This window comes from Cellulomonas wangleii (genome assembly GCF_018388445.1).
GTDB lineage: Bacteria > Actinomycetota > Actinomycetes > Actinomycetales > Cellulomonadaceae > Cellulomonas > Cellulomonas wangleii.
Genome location: NZ_CP074405.1, coordinates 1,714,580 through 1,733,785, shown reverse-complemented (window position 1 = coordinate 1,733,785; position 19,206 = coordinate 1,714,580). Strand labels below are relative to the sequence as shown.

General features: G+C 75.1%; 16 protein-coding genes. 5 read left to right on the top strand and 11 right to left on the bottom strand.

From position 1 onward, the window contains the following. Window positions 1-14: 14 nt before the first annotated feature. The 4 genes from KG103_RS08005 to mraZ all read right to left on the bottom strand — a co-directional run bounded on the left by KG103_RS08005 (window position 15) and on the right by mraZ (window position 4,211). Complete coding sequence (locus KG103_RS08005; RefSeq protein ID WP_207341335.1) at window positions 15-2,036, bottom strand: peptidoglycan D,D-transpeptidase FtsI family protein; 2,022 nt, start codon at window positions 2,034-2,036, stop codon at window positions 15-17. Next, a complete protein-coding gene (locus KG103_RS08000) occupies window positions 2,033-2,452 on the bottom strand; it encodes a hypothetical protein (RefSeq protein ID WP_207341336.1) in 420 nt (139 codons plus the stop codon). The genes KG103_RS08005 and KG103_RS08000 overlap by 4 nt, the downstream gene beginning before the upstream one ends. Continuing rightward, on the bottom strand, window positions 2,449-3,453 hold the full coding sequence (rsmH, locus tag KG103_RS07995) for a 16S rRNA (cytosine(1402)-N(4))-methyltransferase RsmH (protein ID WP_207341337.1): 1,005 nt from the start codon (window positions 3,451-3,453) through the stop codon (window positions 2,449-2,451). The genes KG103_RS08000 and rsmH overlap by 4 nt, the downstream gene beginning before the upstream one ends. Before the next feature lie 284 nt (window positions 3,454-3,737). Next, window positions 3,738-4,211 carry a division/cell wall cluster transcriptional repressor MraZ gene (gene mraZ / locus KG103_RS07990; protein WP_089802192.1) on the bottom strand — a complete coding sequence of 158 codons (474 nt, stop codon included), beginning with the start codon at window positions 4,209-4,211 and terminating at the stop codon, window positions 3,738-3,740. A 484-nt stretch (window positions 4,212-4,695) separates the two neighbouring features. Here mraZ and KG103_RS07985 point away from each other — a divergent pair, with 484 nt between their 5' ends. From KG103_RS07985 to KG103_RS07975, 3 genes are read left to right on the top strand one after another with little or no spacing between them, the layout of a single operon-like run. Further along, window positions 4,696-5,694 carry an AAA family ATPase gene (locus KG103_RS07985; protein WP_207341338.1) on the top strand — a complete coding sequence of 333 codons (999 nt, stop codon included), beginning with the start codon at window positions 4,696-4,698 and terminating at the stop codon, window positions 5,692-5,694. After that, window positions 5,694-6,935, top strand: coding sequence for a DUF58 domain-containing protein (locus KG103_RS07980; protein WP_207341339.1), 1,242 nt, complete (start codon window positions 5,694-5,696; stop codon window positions 6,933-6,935). Before KG103_RS07985 ends, KG103_RS07980 begins: the two co-directional genes overlap by 1 nt. Next, entirely contained in the window at window positions 6,932-9,346 is a 2,415-nt protein-coding gene (locus KG103_RS07975; RefSeq protein ID WP_207341340.1) for a transglutaminase family protein, read from the top strand. Before KG103_RS07980 ends, KG103_RS07975 begins: the two co-directional genes overlap by 4 nt. Window positions 9,347-9,675: 329 nt before the next feature. Here KG103_RS07975 and KG103_RS07970 read toward each other — a convergent pair whose 3' ends face one another. Both KG103_RS07970 and KG103_RS07965 read right to left on the bottom strand, forming a co-directional pair. After that, window positions 9,676-10,065, bottom strand: coding sequence for a DUF3040 domain-containing protein (locus tag KG103_RS07970; protein ID WP_207341341.1), 390 nt, complete (start codon window positions 10,063-10,065; stop codon window positions 9,676-9,678). Window positions 10,066-10,214: 149 nt separating this feature from the next. Continuing rightward, window positions 10,215-10,643, bottom strand: a complete 429-nt coding sequence (locus KG103_RS07965; RefSeq protein WP_249670851.1) for an SAV_6107 family HEPN domain-containing protein — start codon at window positions 10,641-10,643, stop codon at window positions 10,215-10,217. Window positions 10,644-10,821: 178 nt separating this feature from the next. Between KG103_RS07965 and KG103_RS07960 the strand changes: the two genes are divergently transcribed. Beyond that, a complete protein-coding gene (locus KG103_RS07960; protein WP_207341342.1) occupies window positions 10,822-11,748 on the top strand; it encodes a spermidine synthase in 927 nt (308 codons plus the stop codon). A gap of 82 nt (window positions 11,749-11,830) precedes the next feature. Here KG103_RS07960 and KG103_RS07955 read toward each other — a convergent pair whose 3' ends face one another. From KG103_RS07955 to KG103_RS07935, 5 genes are all read right to left on the bottom strand, one after another. Further along, a complete protein-coding gene (locus KG103_RS07955) occupies window positions 11,831-12,034 on the bottom strand; it encodes a cold-shock protein (RefSeq protein ID WP_089801928.1) in 204 nt (67 codons plus the stop codon). A gap of 285 nt (window positions 12,035-12,319) precedes the next feature. Further along, the gene (locus KG103_RS07950) at window positions 12,320-13,264 is read right to left on the bottom strand and encodes a PAC2 family protein (protein WP_207341343.1); all 945 of its coding nucleotides are present in this window, start codon (window positions 13,262-13,264) and stop codon (window positions 12,320-12,322) included. 84 nt (window positions 13,265-13,348) lie between these two features. Next, window positions 13,349-13,786, bottom strand: a complete 438-nt coding sequence (locus KG103_RS07945; protein WP_089801924.1) for a response regulator — start codon at window positions 13,784-13,786, stop codon at window positions 13,349-13,351. A 2-nt stretch (window positions 13,787-13,788) separates the two neighbouring features. After that, window positions 13,789-15,393 carry a sensor histidine kinase gene (locus KG103_RS07940; protein WP_207341344.1) on the bottom strand — a complete coding sequence of 535 codons (1,605 nt, stop codon included), beginning with the start codon at window positions 15,391-15,393 and terminating at the stop codon, window positions 13,789-13,791. Next, window positions 15,390-16,547, bottom strand: coding sequence for a PP2C family protein-serine/threonine phosphatase (locus KG103_RS07935; protein WP_249670850.1), 1,158 nt, complete (start codon window positions 16,545-16,547; stop codon window positions 15,390-15,392). Before KG103_RS07935 ends, KG103_RS07940 begins: the two co-directional genes overlap by 4 nt. A gap of 283 nt (window positions 16,548-16,830) precedes the next feature. On the opposite strand from KG103_RS07935, the gene KG103_RS07930 reads away from it, so the two are divergent. Continuing rightward, window positions 16,831-19,083 (top strand): HelD family protein, encoded by a 2,253-nt coding sequence (locus KG103_RS07930; protein WP_249670849.1) that lies wholly within the window; start codon window positions 16,831-16,833, stop codon window positions 19,081-19,083. The last annotated feature ends 123 nt before the right edge of the window (window positions 19,084-19,206 follow it).

The window sequence follows — 19,206 nt, the reverse complement described above, 5'->3', positions numbered from 1 at the left end:
TCTACCCCGCCGACTCACTCCCACGTCGCCGGGAACAGCGACGCGGGCGTCCCGGAGGGTGCGACCCCCAGCTGCTGCAGGGCGTACGACGTGACGGTCGAGAAGACCGGTGCGGCCGCCGTGCCGCCGAAGATCGAGGCGCTGGGGTCGTGCAGGATGACCGCCGTGACGACCTGCGGGTCGTCCGCAGGCGCGACGCCGATGAACGACGCCGTGATGCCCGCGGGCGCGAACTTCTGCGCCGTGCCGGTCTTGCCCGCGACCCGGTACCCGGGGATCGCGGCGTTGCCGCCGGTCCCGTCGTCGACGACGCTCTCCATCATCGACAGCACGGTGCCCGCCGTCTGCTCGGAGACCACCCGGGTCCCCTCGGGCGCCGGGCGCGGCGCGTACGCCCCGTCGGGGTCGGTCCACCCCGCCACCAGGTGCGGCGCCACGCGGACACCCCCGTTGGCGATGGTCGCGAAGACGCTCGCGGCCTGCAGGGCGTTCACGGACACCGCCTGACCGAACAGCACGGCGTACTGCGAGCGGCCGTCCCACTCGTCGTACGGGTGCAGGATGCCCCCGGACTCGCCCGGGATCTCGATGCCCGTGCGGCTGCCGAACCCGAACAGCGACAGGTACCGGTGGCGCTGCTCCAGCGACAGCCGCTCGCCGATCTGGATCGTGCCGGTGTTGGACGACTCCGCGAAGACGCCCGTCGCGGTGAGCTGCTGCACGGGGTGGTCGTGCGAGTCCTTGAAGGTCTGGCCGTTGGGCGTCGTCAGCCGGTCGGCGACGGTGAAGCGGTCGGTGGGGCCGACGAGCCCCTCCTCGAGCGCAGCGGCCATCGTCACGACCTTCCCGGTCGACCCGGGCTCGAACACGTCGGAGACGCTGCGGGTCAGCGAGCCGGTGCCGAGGGCGCCCGGGTCGTTCGGGTCGAACGCGGTGGACTCCGCCAGCGCGAGCACCTCCCCCGTCGGTCGCATGACGACGACCGTGCCGCCGGTCGCGCCCATCGCGGCCACCTGCTTGCGCAGCTCCTCCTCGGCCTTCCACTGCAGGTCGGAGTCGAGCGTCAGGCGCACCGAGCTGCCGTCGCGCGCAGGGGTCTGCTCGCTCGCACCCCCGGGGATCGGCTGACCGCCCTTGCCGCGCTCGAAGCGCTCGGTGCCCTTGACCCCCCGGAGCTTCTCGTCCAGCGAGGACTCCAGACCCTGCAGCCCGACGCCCTCGGAGTTGACGAATCCGACGATGTTCCCCGCGACCGTGCCCTTGGGATAGACCCGGTCCGGGACCTTGTCGACGTTGACGCCGTCGATCCGCAGCGCACGGATCTCCCGCGCCACCTCCGGCAGCACGTTCTTCTTGACGTAGACGAAGGGCCGGTCGCCGACGAGCTTGCCGCCGAGCTCCGCGGCGTTCATGTCCAGCAGCGGCGCCAGCCGGGCCGCGACGCCGGCGGCGCCGTCCAGCCCGACCGTCGACCCGCGCGCCTGGTAGCGCGCGATCCGCTGCTGGTTGACGGAGATGTCGTACCGCTCGACCGACGTCGCGAGGACGACGCCGTTGGCGTCGGTCACCTCCCCGCGTGCCCCGATGACCGAGGCGGTCGTCATCCGGTTCTCCCGTGCCTCCTGCGCCAGCTCGGGGCCGGCGAGGACCTGCACGTGCACCAGCCTCCCCGCGAACGTCACCAGGACCAGGGCGAGCACGACGACCAGCGTCAGCATGCGCGGGCGCGACGCCACGACGGTCGGCGGCACGGCCGGTGCCGGCGGACGGCCACCACCCCGCACGGGCGGGCGCCCGCCGCCCCCGCGCGCGGGCGGGACGGCGGCGGCCGGGCGTGCGGGCGTCGCCGCACGTCGGGCGGTCGGCTCCTGGCCGGGCCGTCGGCGCGGCACCGTGCCGGCGCGCTCGTCCACGCGGCCCACCGTGCCACGGGTGCCCGGACGGGCGGTCGCGACGCGCGGGTCGACGCGCACCGCCGGCTGGCGCCGGGCGGGCCGGACGCCCGGCGTCGCCGGGCCGGTCGCGCGCGGGCTCATCCGTCGGCGGGTGCCGGGGCCCCCTGGACGCTGCCGTCCGCGAGCCGCAGCCAGCCGGTGCCGTTTGCCTCCACCATGCCGCGAGCACGTGCGGCCTCGGCCAGCTGCGTCGGCGAGGACCGCGCGTCGAGCTGGGCGACCAGGTCCATCCGGTCCTGCCGCAGTCGGCCGAGCTCGTTCGAGAGCTCGTAGCGCTCGAACGCCAGCGACGCCATCTGGGTGTTCAGCAGCAGCGCCGCGAGCAGCGCACCGCCGAGCACGGCCATGCACGCGAGGACGAACGGCACGCGCGAGCGGGCCTGGGCCGGTGCCCGGACGACCCGCAGGCGCGGCGGCGGCGCGGCCGCGGGGCGAGCGGGCAGCGGGTACGCACGCGCGGCACCGGTGCGGGCGGCGGCCAGGGGCTGGGCGCTCATGCGGCTCTCCTCGGGGTGCGCAGGTGGTCGGGGGTGGGGCGCAGTCGCTCGGCGGCGCGCAGGCGGACGGACTGGGAGCGGGGGTTGCGGGCGAGCTCGTCGGCGTCGGCCTCCTCCGCTCCCCGGGTGAGCAGGCGCAGGTAGGGCGTGTGGGTCGCGGGCTCGACCGGCAGGTCGGGCGGGGCGCTCGACGTGGCTCCCGCCGCGAGCGCGCGCTTGACGATCCGGTCCTCGAGCGACTGGTACGACTCGACGACGATCCGACCGCCGACCGCGAGCGCCTCCACCGACGCCGGCACCGCCCGCTCGAGGGCGGCGAGCTCGCCGTTCACCTCGATGCGCAGCGCCTGGAACGTCCGCTTGGCCGGGTGGCCGCCGGTGCGGCGGGTCGCGGCCGGCACGCCGGCGCGCACGATGTCGACGAGCTCGGACGTCCGCGTCAGGGGCGCCTGCTGCCGGCGCCGGACGACGCCGCGCGCGATGCGGGCCGCGAACCGCTCCTCGCCGTACACCCGCAGCACGCGCGCGATGTCCCGCTCGTCGTACGTGTTGAGCACGTCGGCCGCGGTCGGGCCCGTGGTCGGGTCCATGCGCATGTCGAGGGGGGCGTCCTGCGCGTAGGCGAACCCGCGTTCCGCCTCGTCGAGCTGCAGCGAGGAGACGCCGAGGTCCATGAGGACGCCCTGCACCTCGGGGATGCCGAGCCGGTCGAGCACCTCACGGATCTCGTCGTACACCGCGTGCACCGGCGTGAACCGCTCACCGAACGGCGCGAGCCGCTCGCTCGCGAGCGCCAGCGCCTGCGGGTCGCGGTCGATGCCGACGACCCGGACGTGGTCGAACGCGCGCAGCACGCCCTCGGTGTGCCCGCCCATGCCGAGCGTGGAGTCGACCATGACGGCGCCCGGGGCCGCGAGGGCGGGGGCGAGCAGGTCGAGGCAGCGCTGCAGGAGGACGGGCGTGTGCCGCGACGACGCACCGGCGCCGGTCTGCTCGCTCATCGCCCCTCCTCGCTCTGACAGTGCTGCTGACGTGACTGCTGGTGCCCGTGTGACTGGTGGTGCTGGTGGGACATGGAGATGGCCGGACGATCCCTCCACCGCCCGGCCAGATCCCCCACCGACCCTCTGGCGCCGGGGAAGTGGCGTCAGAGAGGACGGGAGGAGGTCTCGACGGACGGGTGAGGACGACGGGGTGGACGGGCCGTGCCGTCCACGGCGGTGCCGGTGACGGCGGTGCGGAAGGGTGCGGGGGCGACGCGGTGGCCCGGGGGCCGGCCGACGGCTCAGAACGGGCCGTTCGGGAAGACCTCCTCGGTCGTGTCGGCGTAACCCGCCTCCTGCTCGGACAAGTAGGTCTCCCAGGCTGCGAGATCCCAGATCTCGACCCGGGTACCGGTGCCGATGACGGCGACGTCCCGGTCGAGCCCCGCGTAGGTGCGGAGCATCGGCGGGATGGAGATGCGGCCCTGCTTGTCGGGCAGCTCGTCGCTGGCCCCGGACAGGAACACCCGCAGGTAGTCACGCGCCTGCTTGCTCGTGACCGGTGCGGTCCGCAGCTGGTCGTGCATCCGGCGGAACTCGTCCATCGGCAGCACGAACAGGCAGCGCTCCTGCCCGCGTGTCATGACGAGGCCCCCGGCCAGCTGCGGCCGGAACTTCGCCGGGAGGATGAGCCGGCCCTTGTCGTCCAGGCGCGGCGTGTACGTCCCGAGGAAGGGCGCGAAGGAGCCGTAGGCGCCTGTCGGTTCATACGACACCTCACTCCCCTCCTGCTCGTCCCGGATCCGTGGACCCCCCACGCGGCGGGGCTGCCCGAGCACTGCTGAGCCACCCCGCGAGCGAGATGCCACCCGCTCTCCCCACGTGCCTCCACGGTACTCCACTTCCCTCCACCAGCATCTTGTCAAGAGGCCAAGTTCACCCGTCTGGTGAGTGTCCTCCCAGGTCAGCGTCGTGGAGCGAAGTGGAGGGCCCGGCGCGCCCCGGAACCGCCTCGGCACGGGGGGACGGGGACGAACCCGGGACAAGGCGGCATACCTCTCCCCCGGCGACCGCGACGCACGTGCCGTGGGGGCCGCCGTGGAGGGATGTGGGGGGTCGCGAGGTCGACACCCGAACGGCCCCCGGGGGGCGCGTCGGCGCACGTCCGGGGCACCGGGGCGACGCACGGTCCGGGTGAACCTCGCCCGCGGACGACCACTCATGCGTACTCTCGTTCCAGTCGCCGAGGGAGTCGTCCACATGCAGCCACTGCCGTCCCCGCACGAGCTCGACGGACTCGTCGAGACAGCCGCCCGCCTCCGGGCCGGGATCGAGTCGGTCGTGACGGGCCGCCCGGACCTCGTGCGGGTGTCGCTCGCCGTCCTGCTGGCCGAGGGGCACCTGCTGCTCGAGGACGTCCCGGGCGTCGGCAAGACGACGCTCGCCAAGGCGATCGCCCGCAGCATCGACGCCCAGGTCGGCCGGATCCAGTTCACGCCCGACCTGCTGCCCAGCGACCTCACCGGCGTCAACATCTTCCGGGCGCAGACCCACGAGTTCGAGTTCCGCCCCGGACCCGTCTTCGCGCACGTCGTCATCGGTGACGAGATCAACCGGGCGTCACCCAAGACCCAGTCGGCCCTGCTCGAGTGCATGCAGGAGGCGCAGGCGACGGTCGACGGCCGCACGTACCCGCTGCCGCGCCCGTTTCTGGTCGTCGCGACGCAGAACCCGGTCGAGATGGAGGGCACGTACCCGCTCCCCGAGGCGCAGCGCGACCGGTTCATGGCGCGCCTGACGGTCGGTTACCCCAGCGTGGAGTCCGAGCTGGAGATGCTCGACCAGCAGGAGGACACCGACCCGTTGGCACGCATGCGTCCCGTGACGGATGCTGCTCAGGTGCAGGGGTACATCGATCTCGCCCGCCGGCTGTACGCGGCGCCGTCCATCAAGCGGTACATCGTCGCGCTCGTGACGGCGTCCCGCGAGGACACCGGGCTGCGCCTGGGGGCGTCGCCGCGGGCCGCGATCCAGCTCCTGCGTGCCTCGAAGTCCCTCGCCGCGATGTCCGGGCGGGACCACGTCCTGCCCGACGACGTGCAGGAGCTCGCGGGGCCCGTGCTCGCGCACCGGCTCCTGCCCAGCACCGAGTCACGCCTGTCCGGGCGCACGACCCAGGACGTGGTGACCGACATCGTGGCCCGCACCCCGCTGCCGGCGCCCGAGCCCCTCGCCCGGGCGCGGCGCGTGCTGGGCTGATGGACCGACGCCCGACGCCCCGGGGCTGGGCGCTCGCGGCGGCGGGTGTCGTCGGCCTGCAGGCGGGCATCGGGCTGGGCTCGCTCGACCTCGTCCGCGTCGGCGTGCTCCTCCTGGCGCTGCCCGTCGCCGCGCTCGTCGCGGCCCTCGTGGTGGACGCGACCCGAGGCCGTCGAGGGCTGGAGGTGCACCGCGAAGTCCGCCCGGACCCGGTGCACGCCGGCCAGGACGCGGAGGTCCGCGTGGACATCCGCGCGACGGACCGTGCGGGCCGGGCCCGGCTCGCCGGGCTGCGCTTCTCGGAACAGGCCGCCGTGGAGCTCTCGGGCGGCCGCGCCCTGCGCGCCCGGGTCGCCCGGGCGCCCGACCACGCCACCGTCCGCTACCCCGTGCACGCCTCGCAGCGCGGCCGCTGGCCCCTCGGTCCCCTCGTGGTCACACGGACCGACATGTTCGGGGTGGTGCGTTCGCGCACCACGCTGGGCACCGAGTCCCGCGTCGCGGTGTGGCCGGCCGTCGTGGCGCTGCCCGCCCCCTCGGACGTGCTCGTGGGCGAGCCCGACCGCGTCGCCCTCGGGGCGCGGACGCCGTCGACCGACGACGCCAACCTGCGCGACTACCGCGACGGCGACGACCTGCGGCGCGTCCACTGGAGGTCGAGCGCACGCCGCGGCGCGCTGCTCGTCCGCTCGGACGAACGTGCCGGCATGCGACCCGTGACGGTCCTGCTCGACCTGCCCGTGCGCGCCACCGCCACCGAGTGGACCATCTCCCTCGCGGCGTCGATGGCCCTGGCCATGCTCGACAGCGGTCACCCCGTCCGGCTCGTCCCGGCCGGCAGCAGGACCCCGGCGCCCCACGTGCACGCGCGCAGCGGCCCCGAGGCCCGTGCGGCACTGCTGGACCTCACGCTCGACCTGTCGCCGGCGCGCACCGCGAACGACGCCGAGGCCGCCGTGCTCGACGCCACCCGCAGGCTCGACACGACGCGGACCGCCGGTGAGATCGTGCTGGCCGTGGTCGGCCCGATGTCGCCGGCAGGGTGCGGTGCGTTCGCGCACCTGGGCGACGCCGGGCAGGGCTGGGCCGTCGTGCGTGCCGACGGCCGGAACGCCGGTGACGCCCGCGAGAGCCAGCTCACCGCCACGGCGCTGCGGCGCGCGGGGTGGCGGGTCGCGCAGGTGACGACCGGTGAGGACCCGGTGGCCTGCTGGCTGCGCCTGCTGGGGAGCACCCGGTGAACGCCGGACCGGAGCAGGGCACCCGCGCGGTCGTGGGTGCGGCGCTCTGCGTCGTCGCGACGTGGGCCGGTCTGCTCGCGCTCGCCGGGCTCGTCGCCGGGCGACGGTGGCTCGTCGTGGCGTGCGTCGGTGTCCTCCTCGTGGCGGTCGCCACGACCCTGGCACGGGCCGCCTCACGCCGCTGGTGGCCGCCGACCCTCGTCGGGGCGCTCGTGGCGCTCGTGGGCGTCGTGCTCCGGTACGGCGCACCCCCCGGGCGCCCCCAGTTCCTGCCCGACCTCGACGCGGCGCGGCGCGCCTGGGCGACCGCGCGCCAGGGCGTGGTCGTCGTCAACGACTCCTTGGTCCCGATGCCCGACATCCGCCCCTCGGAGATGCTCCTGGTCGTCGGCGGGCTCGTCGTCTTCCTCCTGGTGGACGCCGCGGTGCTCGGCCTGCGCTTCCCCGCGGTCGCCGGCCTGCCGCTGCTGGCGCTGTGGGTGCCGGCGATCGTCCTGGGGTTCCCTGCCGGTGCGGCCCCCGTGTTCTGGACAGCGGCCGCGTACCTCGCGCTGCTCGCCTACGGTGCGGCACCCCTGCACGCCCAGGCGGGCCGGGCACGGCGCGCCGCCACCGCCGTCGTGGCGGGGGTGGCGCTGGTCGGCTCGAGCGTCCTCGCCGGCCCGTCCCTGATGCAGCTGCCCGGCTGGGCGAGCGTCGCCCTGCCGACGTTCGGAGACGGCCCGATCGGCCCGCTGGAGCTGAGCGACGACCTTGACCTGCGCGAGAGCCTGGGCACGCGGTCCGCGCAGGTCGTCCTCACCTACCGGGTCACCGACCCCGCAGCGGGCGACCCCGCCACGGCCGCCGACGACGCGGCAGCGGCCGACGCGGCAGCCGCACCCACCGCGGACGCCGCCACCGAGCCGCCCGCCGACGCAGGGACCGACGCCGAGACCGACACCGGGGTGGACGCCCTGGCGGCGCCCGGCAGCCCCGCCGGGCAGGACGCCGGTGCCACGCCGAGCCCCACGCCGGCACCGCCGCCGGCGGTGGACGCACGCCTGGTCGGACCGCTACGAGCCTTCACCATGGCGGAGTTCGACGGACGCCTGTGGAACCGGACGGAGGCGGACGAGCTCGCACCGTGGGACCCCACGACGCTCCTGTCCTCCGACCCGCTGCTGCGCGGCACCGCACCCGACGCGGCCGCCGGCACCCTCGCCCGGGTCGAGATCGAGGTGGGGGCGCTGCGCGAGCGACGCCTGCCGGTCCCGACCTTCCCCCGCACCGTCGCGGTGGAGGGCACCTGGGGGTACGACCCGCAGCGCGACGAGGTGGTCGGTCGTCGCTCGACCGGTGCGGGCCTGTCCTACCAGATGCTGGTCCAGGTGCCGACCCTCACGGCGGACGACCTGCGCGGGACCCCGGTGGGCACTCCCCCGGACCTCGACCTGTACACGACGGTGCCCGACACCCAGCACCGGGACGACATCGCGACGCTGGCCGCCGACGTCACCGCGGACGCCGACACGGCCTACGAGCGTGCGCTCGACCTGCAGACCTGGCTCCGCTCGGCCTCCAACTTCACGTACGACACCCGGGTCCCGCCCGCCCGGAGCACCGACGCGGTGTGGGACTTCCTCGAGGACCGCCGCGGCTACTGCGTCCAGTTCGCCACCGCGATGGCGATGATGGCGCGCACCCTGGACATCCCCTCCCGCATCGGCGTCGGGTTCCTTCCGGGCCAGCGTGACGACGACGGTGCGTACGTGGTGACCGGCCGGCTCGCGCACGCCTGGCCCGAGCTCTACTTCGACGGGCTGGGCTGGGTCCGGTTCGAGCCGACCCCCGCCTCGCAGAGCGGACCCCCGCCGGCCTGGGCGGACCCGTTCACCGGCATCACAGCCCCGGGCTCGGTCCCCGACGAGCTCGGACGCAGCGGGCAGGACGCACTGCCCAACACCCTGCCCAGCGCGGCGCCGGCGACGCCGGGCGCCGCCGCCGACGAGGAGTCCCCGTGGACGACCGTCCTGCTGCTCGCGGGGATGGGGCTCCTCGCCGCGGGTGGCGTGCTCGCCGCCTACCTGCTGTCCCGGCGTCGCCGTCGCGCCACCGTCCCGGACGACGCGTGGGTCGCGCTGCGCCGCGAGCTCTCCCGCATCGACATCCACTGGTCCAGCTCGACCAGCCCTCGCGGTGTGGTCCGCCACGTGCAGCGCACCCTCGAGACGCGCACAGGCACCGGCCTGTCCGGACCGGCGCTCGCGGGGCTGGAGAACCTCGCGCTCGCGGTGGAGCGGACACGCTACGCGCCGACGCCGCCCGTCCACCCCGCCGACGAGCTGGACGGCTGGGTGCAGGCGGTCCGCGACGGGCTCCGTGAGCTCCTGGCGCAGGGAGCCGGGCGCACCCCGGTCCCCACGGGCTGACCGCGTCCGGCGGGGCAGGCAGCACGCGCGGGTGCAGCTCCCCGGTCGGCGCCCGGCACCCGGACATGCGCACGGCCCGGGCGCCGTGACCAGGCGGCACGCTGGGCCCGGTACCTCGGTGCCACCGTGGGGCAGGCACGAGCCCTGAGGACGCCGGTCGACCGAGGCGGACCGGCGCCGCTGCGGAACGTGCGTCAGCTCCGCGCCGTCAACCCGTCAGGCCCGCGCGTCGCGGGCGGCAGTGCCCCGGCGCGGCGACGGACAGGGACACATGCCGTCGGGCCCGCGCCCTCGGACGGCGCCCTCGGACCAGTGCCGTCGACGACGGGTCAGTGACCTTCGCGGCGGCGGTCCCACCGCTCCTCGAGGCGCGCCATGAACCCCTGCTTGCGACCCGCGGCAGGCGCACGCCTCACGGAGCCGTCGGCGCCGACCGTGCCCTGGGGTCCGGTGGGCTCGCCGCGTGGCGCGGCGAAGGCGAACGCGACGGCCGCGAACATCACGACGAAACCGATGGCACCCAGCCAGGGCTCGGACATCGCCGCCCCGACGACCAGCAGGAGGAGGCCGACGGCTGCTCCGACGCCGGCAATGACGTAGCGCGTGACAGGTCGGTGACCGCCCCGTCGCGTCAGCGTATTGGCGAGCCGAGGGTCGTCAGACGTCAGCTGGCGCTCCATCTGCTCGAGCACGCGCTGCTCGTACTCGGAGAGTGGCATCCCGACCCCCGTCGCACTCCGGTGGACTATGTGGCCTCAGGATAGATCGGCTGGCACCAAGGTGGTAGTCGAGCGACCGTCGGCAGGGCGATCATCATGCGGCACGGAGCGGTGCCGACGCCACCACCGGGGCGGTATCCGCCCCGGTTTCACCTGACGATCGCGACCTGGTCCTCCTCCGACGGCGTTGCGTCGCTCACGAGGGCGTCCCGCACGGCGTCGACCAGGTCCTCCGCCGCGCACAGCGACCGCTCAGCGCGGGCCAGCGTGACAGCCTCGAAACGCCCCGCGTCGACCGCGGCACGCAGCGACGCCCCCTGGGCGAAGAGCCCCGACAACCGGTGCAGCTCGGGTGCGACCGCGTCGAGCATCCCCCACACGGTCCGCGGCGCGCCGCGACCCGACGGACGACCCCGGGCGGCGACGAGCGCCGCACCGGCGCGCAGGGCCGCCAGGTGCGCGTGGGAGAACATCTCCCACGGCTCGCCGGAGAACTGGGCCGCGAGCAGCTCGGCGTCCGCGCGCGCGAGGAGCTCCGCACTCTGCGGCGGAACCGTCGCTGCGTGCAGCAGGCTCACCCGTCCGACCATCGCCCGCACCTCCCGTCGCGGCGGTCCGTCCGCCTCGTCCATCTTCGAACACCTGTTCGAACACGTCAACACCTGCCCACCCCCTGGTCCCCGGGGCCGGGAGGTCCGCGCCTGCCCCGCACCGCACCGGTGCGCCCACGGCACCCTCACCACGTACGGTGGCGGCGTGGCTGCCCGACGTCGCGACCCATCGTCCCGCCGACCACCGACATCCCGGTCGGCCCCGACGGCGCCCGCGTGGCCGGTCGGACCTGTCCCCGTGGCGACGGGCACCGTGGAGGTCGTCCCCGAGCCCGGCCGCCCGCGCGCCGCCACCCTGCTCGTCAACGGCGTCCCGAGCTCGTTCGTCGACCTCGACGACCCGGGCCTGCTCGACTTCGAGTACATGCAGCAGGCCGCCGCCGTCGTCGAGGTGGTCGCCGAGCGGCGCCCCGACCTGACCGTGCTGCACCTGGGCGCCGGCGGCTGCGCGCTGGCCCGGGCGCTCGCCCACCGCCACCCGGAGGCGCGCCAGCTCGCCGTGGAGCTGGACGGGGACGTCGCGCGCCTGGCACGGGAGTGGTTCGCGCTGCCCCGTGCACCGCGGCTGCGCCTGCGCACGGGCGAGGCGCGGGCGGAGCTGACCGGGCTCGCCGACGCCACGTACGACGTGGTCGCCCGTGACGTGTTCGCCGGCGACCGGACGCCCGACCACCTCACGACGGTGGAGTTCGCGCGCGAGGTGCGGCGCGTGCTGCGGCCCGGCGGCGTCTACGTGGCGAACTGCGCGGACCGGCCCCCGCTCGCCCTGGCGCGCGCCGAGCTCGCGACGCTGGCCGCGGTCTTTCCCCACGTCGGCGTCGTCGCCGAGCCGGCACAGCTGCGCGGGCGGCGCTACGGCAACCTGCTGCTCGTCGCCACCGACGACCCCGACCTTCTCGACGACGCCGGCCTGGCACGGACGCTGCGCACGCTCCCGGTCCCTGCGCGCCTCGTGACGGGCGCCGAGGTGCGCACGCTCACCGGCGCGGCGGCACCGCGCCACGACCCGCAGCCGACGGTCGAGCCGCCGACGCCCGACGAGCCGGAGCCGGCCGGGGACCCCGCGGGGTGACGGGCCCGGGAACGGCACAGGGTCGCACCCGTGCGGGTGCGACCCTGTACGCCGCAGGTGCCCGACCGAGGCCGGGCACGGGTCACAGCGGGCGGACGTGCTCCGCCTGCGGACCCTTCTGACCCTGCGTGATCTCGAACTCCACGCGCTGACCCTCGTCCAGCGAGCGGTAGCCCTGCGTGTCGATGGCCGAGTAGTGGACGAAGACGTCGGCGCCGCCGTCGTCCTGGGCGATGAACCCGTAGCCCTTCTCGGCGTTGAACCACTTGACCGCGCCCTGTGCCATGTCCTGCATCCTTCTGTCCCACCGGGTGACCACCGCGGACCGGTGCCCGCGGCGTGCCGCAGCGCCTCACGTCCAGCACCGGGTGGTGCGATCCCCGGCCAGCCGGGGACCCGATGGTTCCGCGCACCGCGCCCCGGAGGGCGAGGGGCAGCGGGCCGGTCGAGCGTCCGTACGCCACTGCAACGGTGAGCATCCTCGCACGTCGGATGTGGCGAACGCCACGAAATCGGACGACTCCCGGGTGCGGGTGACAACGATCCGGTCACGACGCGCGCGCCGCGCTCCTCAGGGAGTGGGCCCGTCCCCGCCACCCTGGTCGGTCTGCTCGGCGAGGAACCGCTCCAGCTCGGCTCCGATCTCCTCGGCCGTCGGCAGGTCGGTCGCCTGCGCCAGCAGGCTCGTGCGCCCGACGCTGCGGGTGAACGCGTCGTACTGCTCCTCGAGCGCCTGGACCACCGCAGCGACCTCGGAGGAGCCCTCGACCTGCCGCTCGATCTCCTGCATGACCTCGGCTGCAGCGGGCTCGAGCGCGGACAGTCCCAGGTCGAGGCCCGTGGCCCGCTCCACGTGACGCAGCCCGGCGAGCCCGGCCGCAGGGAACGACGACTGCGCGAGATAGTGCGGCACGTGCACCGCGAACCCCATCGCGTCGTGGCCGGACTGCCCCAGGCGCAGCTCGAGCAGCGCTGCCGCGCTCGCCGGCACCTGCACCGTGCCGAACATCGACGTGTGGTCCGCCACCAGCTCGGCGCGGGTCGCGTGCGCGGTCACCGACACGGGCCGTGTGTGCGGAACCCCCATCGGGATGCCGTGCAGCCCGACGACCAGCGGGACGTCGAAGCGCTCCACGACCTGACGGACGGCGGCGACCCAGCGCTCCCACTGCAGGTCCGGCTCCAGGCCGTGCAGGAGCAGGTAGGGCACGCCCTGCGCGTCCCGGAGCAGGTCGACGACCAGCTCCGGTGCGTCGTAGTCGGTCCAGCCGGCGTCGAACGTCATCACCGGCCGTCGGCTGCGGTAGTCGACGAGCTGGTCGACGTCGAAGGTGACGAGGCGCTGCGCGTCGCCGAGGGCGGCGAGGTGGTCCACGGCGACCTGCCCGGCGTGCCCGGCGTCGACGAACCCGCGCACGGCGTGCACCAGCACGGGTCGTGCACCGCGCCGCGCGGCGTCGTCCACGCTCGCGGCGACGTCGGGGTCGACGTCGTAGATCTCCCGGGGGTCCAGCATCGCTCTGCACTCACCTCTCGTCGTGGTGTCGAGCGGTACAACGCCCCCGCGGGCCGGTCTCTTCCCGGCCGGCGGCGGCGCCCGTCAGCGACCGGGCAGCCGGACGACCTCGACGAAGAACTCGTCGATCTGCCGCACCACGTCGATGAACCGGTCGAAGTCGACCGGCTTGGTGACGTACGCGTTGGCGTGCAGCGAGTAGCTGCGCACGACGTCCTCCTCGGCCTCCGACGTCGTCAGGACGACGACCGGGATGGCGCGCATCGTCTCGTCGGACTTCATGGCCTCGAGCACCTCGCGCCCGTCCATGCGGGGCAGGTTGAGGTCCAGCAGCACGAGGTCCGGCGTGGGGGCGTCGGCGTGCTCGCCCTCCTTGCGCAGGAACTCCAGGGCGCTGACCCCGTCCGCCACGACCGACAGCCGGTTGCGCACCTTGTTGTGCTCGAACGCCTCCCGCGTCATGAGGACGTCGCCGGGGTCGTCCTCGACCAGCAGCACATCGATGACCTTCTGATCCGACACTGTCAGCTCCGTCCGTCGTCCCCGTCACCGGGGGTCTCGTCCTCCGCGACGGGCAGGGTCCACCGGATGGTGGTGCCCTCGCCCTCGGTCTCGGGGATCCAGATGCGACCGCCGTGGAACTCGACGATCTTCTTGCACAGGGCCAGGCCGATGCCCGTGCCCTCGTAGAGGTCCTTGGCGTGCAGGCGCTGGAAGATGACGAAGACGCGCTCGACGTACTGCGCCTCGATGCCGATGCCGTTGTCCCGCAGCTCGATCTCCCACGCGCCCTCGACCCGGTGCGCGCTGACGTGCACGGCCGGCGGCCGGTCCGGGTGCCGGAACTTCACCGCGTTGCCGACGAGGTTCTGGAAGAGCTGGACCAGGAGCGGCTCCTCGCCGCGCACCACCGGCAGCTCGTCGTGCGTGACGACCGCGCCGGACTCCTCGATGCGCTCGGAGAGCTGGTCCTGCGCACGGGCCAGCGCGGCCGCCAGGTCGACGTCGACGACCTCGCCGCCGACGCGCCCGACGCGGGAGAACCCGAGCAGGTCCTGGATGAGCCGCTGCATGCGCTTGGCGCCGTCGACGGCGAAGTCGATGTACTGGTCGGCCCTCTCGTCGAGCTGGCCGCCGTACCGCTTCTGCAGCAGCTGCGTGAAGCTCGCCACCTTGCGCAGGGGCTCCTGCAGGTCGTGCGAGGCGACGTAGGCGAACTGCTCGAGGTCGCGGTTGGACCGGCGCAGCTCCTCCGCCTGCTCGGTGAGCCGCTGGTGGGCCTCGGTGATCTCCTCGCGCGACGACCGCAGCTCGGCCAGCTGCGTCACCAGCCCGAGCCGCATCTGCTCGACGTCCGAGGCCAGCTGCTCGATCTCCCCCGGGCCCTCGACGCGCACCACGTGACCGAGGTCGCCCTGGGTCACGGCCCGGGTCGCCTGCCCGAGGTCCGTCAGGGGCAGCAGGATCCACCGGCGCAGCGCGAACGACAGCGAGACGCCCATCGCGACGGCTCCGGCCACCAGCAGCAGCACCAGGGCGCCCGTCGCCGTGGTCCAGGTCTCCAGCTCGGACACGGCCGTCGCGCGGTCCTTGCGGAGCTCGTCGAGGTACGCCTCGATCGCGGCGCGGGCGTCGTCGAACAGGACGCGCCCGGCCTCGACCTCGGCCGCCGAGACCGCCTCGCCGCCCTGGTCGCGGACCTGCGCGATGATCGGCTCGGCGAACTGCGTGTGCCACCGGTCCGCGGCGTCCGCCGCGGCACGCGCGTCGGCGACCAGCTCGGCGTCCGGCGCGGTCTGCGCGAGCTCGTCCGCGAGGACCGTGAACGTGACGTCCGCCTCGCGCGAGCGGTCGTACGGCTCGAGCGTGATCTCGTCACCCGTGAGCGCGAACCCCCGGACCGCGGTCTCGGCGTCGACGAGACGGACGTACGCGGAGTCGGCCCGCGTGACCGCGTCGAAGTACACCTCGGTGACCTCGTGCTGGGACGTCAGCGCACGGGACAGCACGAAGCCCGCGACGACGAGCACCAGCCCGAGCAGCACCCCGGTCGAGACGAGCAGCGCGGTCAGACGTCGACGCAGGGTCGTCCCGGTCCGTGCGCCCGCCGTGGTCGCGGCGGCGCTCACCCGTCCCACCCGATGAGCACGACGGCGGCGTCGTCCACGAGGTCGCCCCCGTGGCGCGCCCGCACCGCCGACAGCATCCGGCCCAGGACCTGGTCCTCGTCGGGGCGCAGCGCACCGTCGGACTCGGCGGTGCCCAGCATGGTGGCGTCGGCCACGTCGAGCAGGCCGGCCTTGCCCAGCCGCTGCGTGCCGTCGCCGACCGTGGCCTCCAGCAGGCCGTCGGTGTAGAGCAGTACCCGCCAGCAGTCCCCCAGGTCGAGCCGCTGGGCCGGCCAGCCGCCCCCCACGGGGATGCCGAGCGCCCGACCGCGGGCACCGGACGGCAGCAAGGTCGACGGCGGGCCGAGGCGCAGGGGCACGGGGTGCCCGGCGAGGTAGAGGTCGGCGGTGCGCCGGTCCGGGTGCACCGCGAGCATCGAGACGGTCGTGAAGACCTCCGGCCGCGCGCGTTCGGCGGCGAGCACACGCTCCAGCAGGCCCAGGATGTCGTCGGCGGCGATCCCCGCGAGCACGAGCGTGCGCCACGCCGTGCGCAGGGTGGCGCCGAGCGCTGCCTCGTCGGGTCCGTGGCCGCAGACGTCACCCACCATCGCGAGCACGGTGCCGTCCGGCCGCTCGACGACGTCGTAGAAGTCGCCACCGAGCAGACCGTCGCGGCCGGCCCGGTAGCCGACCCGCACCTCGAGGCGGTCGTCGCGCACGGCGGGCGTCGGCAGCAGCGCACGCTCCAGGCGGGTCGTCTCCGCCGCGCGCACGAGGCTGCGGTAGAGCGCCCGGCCGGTGTCCTCCAGGCGGCGGCGCTGCACGGCGTAGCGCACGGCACGAGCCAGCAGCTGAGCGTCGACGTCGCCCTTGACCAGGAAGTCCTGCGCACCGGCGGCGACGGCCTCGACGCCGGCGTCCGTGCCCGTCAGGCCGGTGAGCACGACCACCGGCGGGGCGCCGGCGGCCAGCACCCGCTGCAGCGCGCTCAGGCCCATCGCGTCCGGCAGGCCGAGGTCCAGGAGCACGCAGTCCGCGTCGAGGTGCAGCAGCGCCTCGTCGACCGTGCGCACCCAGACCGTCTCGTGCGGCAGGCCCCCGTCCTGCAGGTGCTCGCGCACCAGGACCGCGTCGCCCTCGTCGTCCTCGACGACGAGGATCCGCAGGGGCACGTCGTCGTCCCCGGGTGCGCCGGACCGCACGTCCTGCTCAGGCGCCACAGAGCCGTGCACATGCATCCCTTCGTCGGTGTGGACGCACTGTAAGCCAGCCGGACCGCATCCGGGCGATCCCGCCACTCCCGGATGACGCCACGGTCGGATGACGGCGTGCCCGGTGCGCCGGGGGTGCGGGGTCGCGGATAATGGACGGCCGCCCGCAAGGCGGTGCGCCCCGCGTCCGTGCGGGGCGTGGCGACCGGGCGCCCGACCCGGCGCGACGGGGGTGTCCGCGCGCGTGGCAGCGATCGACAACGAGCTGGCCGGTGAGCAGCGGGTCGTCGACGGCCTGTACGGACGCCTCGACGCGCTCCGCGCGCAGGCGCGGCGCCGGCTGGCTGCCGTGCGACGCGCCGGACCGTCGGGATCGCCGCAGAACCGCTCGGAGCGCGACGCGTTCGCGACGCTCTACGAGGACCGGGTCGCGCAGCTCGAGGCCGTCGAGGACCGGCTCGCGTTCGGCCGTCTCGACCTGCACGACGGGGACCGCCGTTACATCGGGCGCATCGGCCTGACGGACGAGGAGCAGACCCCGCTGCTCACGGACTGGCGCGCACCTGCCGCCCAGGCGTTCTACCGCGCGACCGCCGCGCACCCCGACGGCGTCGTGCGGCGCCGTCACCTGGTGACCGCCGGACGCCGGGTGACGGGGCTCGAGGACGACGTGCTGGACCTCGACGCGCTCGTCGCGCAGGGGGTCGACCCCGCGTCGCTGGCCGGCGTGTCCGGCGAGGGTGCGCTCCTCGCCGCCCTGGGGGCCGCCCGCACGGGACGCATGGGCGACATCGTCGCCACCATCCAGGCGGAGCAGGACGCGATCATCCGCTCGCCCCTGGCCGGCGCCCTGGTCGTGCAGGGCGGCCCGGGCACGGGCAAGACGGCGGTCGCGCTGCACCGCGCGGCCTACCTGCTGTACGCCCACCGCCGGCTGCTGGAGCGTTCCGGTGTGCTGCTGGTCGGGCCGTCGCGCACGTTCCTGCACTACATCGACCAGGTGCTGCCGTCCCTCGGCGAGACCGGCGTCGTCACCGCGACCCTGGCCGACCTGTTCCCCGGCGTCGAGGCCCGCGGCACCGAGCCCGACGAGGTCGCCCGGCTCAAGGGCAGCACCGTCATGGCGGAGGTGGTCGCCCGCGCGGTGCGCCAGCGCCAGCGGGTGCCGCAGCAGCCCACGCGCGTGCGCATCGACGGGCGCACGGTCGTGGTGCGCCCGCAGGACGTCGCGTCCGCGATCAGCCGCGCCCGGCGCCAGCACCGACCGCACAACCTGGCGCGCGTCACGTTCGTGCGCGACATGCTGGGCCGTCTCGCGGAGCAGTACGTCCAGCAGCTCGGCGGCGACGTGGCGCCGGAGGACCGCGCCGAGATCATCGAGGACCTGCGCACCACGCGCGAGATCCGTGTCGCACTGAACCTGGCCTGGATGCCCCTGACGCCGCAGGGCCTGCTGCGGGACCTGTGGACCAAGCCCCACCGCCTCGAGGCCGCGGCACCGGAGCTGTCGCCCCGCCAGCGTGCGCTGCTGGCCCGGCCGGCCGACGCCCCCTGGACGCCGGCGGACGTCCCGCTGCTCGACGAGGCGGCGGAGCTGCTGGGCGAGGACGACCAGGCCGCGCGTGCCCAGGCGCGCGCCGAGGCGGCGCAGCGCGCGGCCGACGTGGAGTACGCCCGGCAGGTGCTGCGCAGCACCGGGGCGGGCGACCTCGTCTCGGCCGAGACCCTCGCGGGCCGGTTCGCCGGCAGCGGACCGTCGCTCACCACCGCCGAGCGTGCCGCGGCGGACCGCGCGTGGACCTACGGGCACGTCGTGGTGGACGAGGCGCAGGAGCTGTCCGCCATGGCATGGCGTGCCCTGCTGCGACGGGTCCCCACGCGGTCGCTGACCATCGTCGGCGACGTCGCGCAGACGTCGGCCGCCGGCGGCACGCACGAGTGGGCCGCGATGCTGGACCCGCTGCTGCGCGGCTCGTGGCGGCTCGCCGAGCTCACCGTGAACTACCGGACCCCCGCCGTCGTCGCCGACACCGCCCGCCGGGTGGCCCTGGCGGCCGGGCTGCCGGTCAGCCCTCAGACGTCGGCCCGCGACGTGCCCGACGCGCTCACCTGCACACGGGTCGACGACGACGCGCGCCTGGCGGCGACCGCGGCCGCGCGCGCCGAGGCGCTGACGGACGAGGTCCGCGACGCCGCCGGTGCCGGACGGGTCGCGGTGGTGGCCACGCCGGAGCGCGCGGCGCAGGTGCGGGCCACGCTCGTCGCGGCGGGGCGCGACGTCCCCGCGGGCGACGCGGTGGACCTGCACGCGCCGCTGGTGGTGCTCACGCCGGGCCAGGCCAAGGGGCTCGAGTTCGACGTGGTGGTGCTCGTGGAGCCCGCGGAGGTCCTCGAGGTCTCGGCCGGTGACCTGTACGTGGCCATGACGCGCCCGACGCACGCGCTGCACGTGCTGCACACCCGGGACCTGCCGGCGGGGTTCACCGAGCGCACCTAGCCCCCCGCGGAGGACGCCCGGCCGGTCCGGCGGCGAGCGACGGCAAACGTTTAGCACCGTTGACCTCCCCGGGTGCCGCCGGTCATGGTCCTGCGCAGTCGCGGGATGTTCACCCGGTGCTCA

Bases quoted from the DNA above. Each gene is read 5' to 3' on its own strand.
- KG103_RS08005 (WP_207341335.1), bottom strand. From the start codon at position 2,036: ATGAGCCCGCGCGCGACCGGCCCGGCGACGCCGGGCGTCCGGCCCGCC.
- KG103_RS08000 (WP_207341336.1), bottom strand. From the start codon at position 2,452: ATGAGCGCCCAGCCCCTGGCCGCCGCCCGCACCGGTGCCGCGCGTGCG.
- rsmH (WP_207341337.1), bottom strand. From the start codon at position 3,453: ATGAGCGAGCAGACCGGCGCCGGTGCGTCGTCGCGGCACACGCCCGTC.
- KG103_RS07985 (WP_207341338.1), top strand. From the start codon at position 4,696: ATGCAGCCACTGCCGTCCCCGCACGAGCTCGACGGACTCGTCGAGACA.
- KG103_RS07980 (WP_207341339.1), top strand. From the start codon at position 5,694: ATGGACCGACGCCCGACGCCCCGGGGCTGGGCGCTCGCGGCGGCGGGT.
- KG103_RS07970 (WP_207341341.1), bottom strand. From the start codon at position 10,065: ATGCCACTCTCCGAGTACGAGCAGCGCGTGCTCGAGCAGATGGAGCGC.
- KG103_RS07955 (WP_089801928.1), bottom strand. From the start codon at position 12,034: ATGGCACAGGGCGCGGTCAAGTGGTTCAACGCCGAGAAGGGCTACGGG.
- KG103_RS07950 (WP_207341343.1), bottom strand. From the start codon at position 13,264: ATGCTGGACCCCCGGGAGATCTACGACGTCGACCCCGACGTCGCCGCG.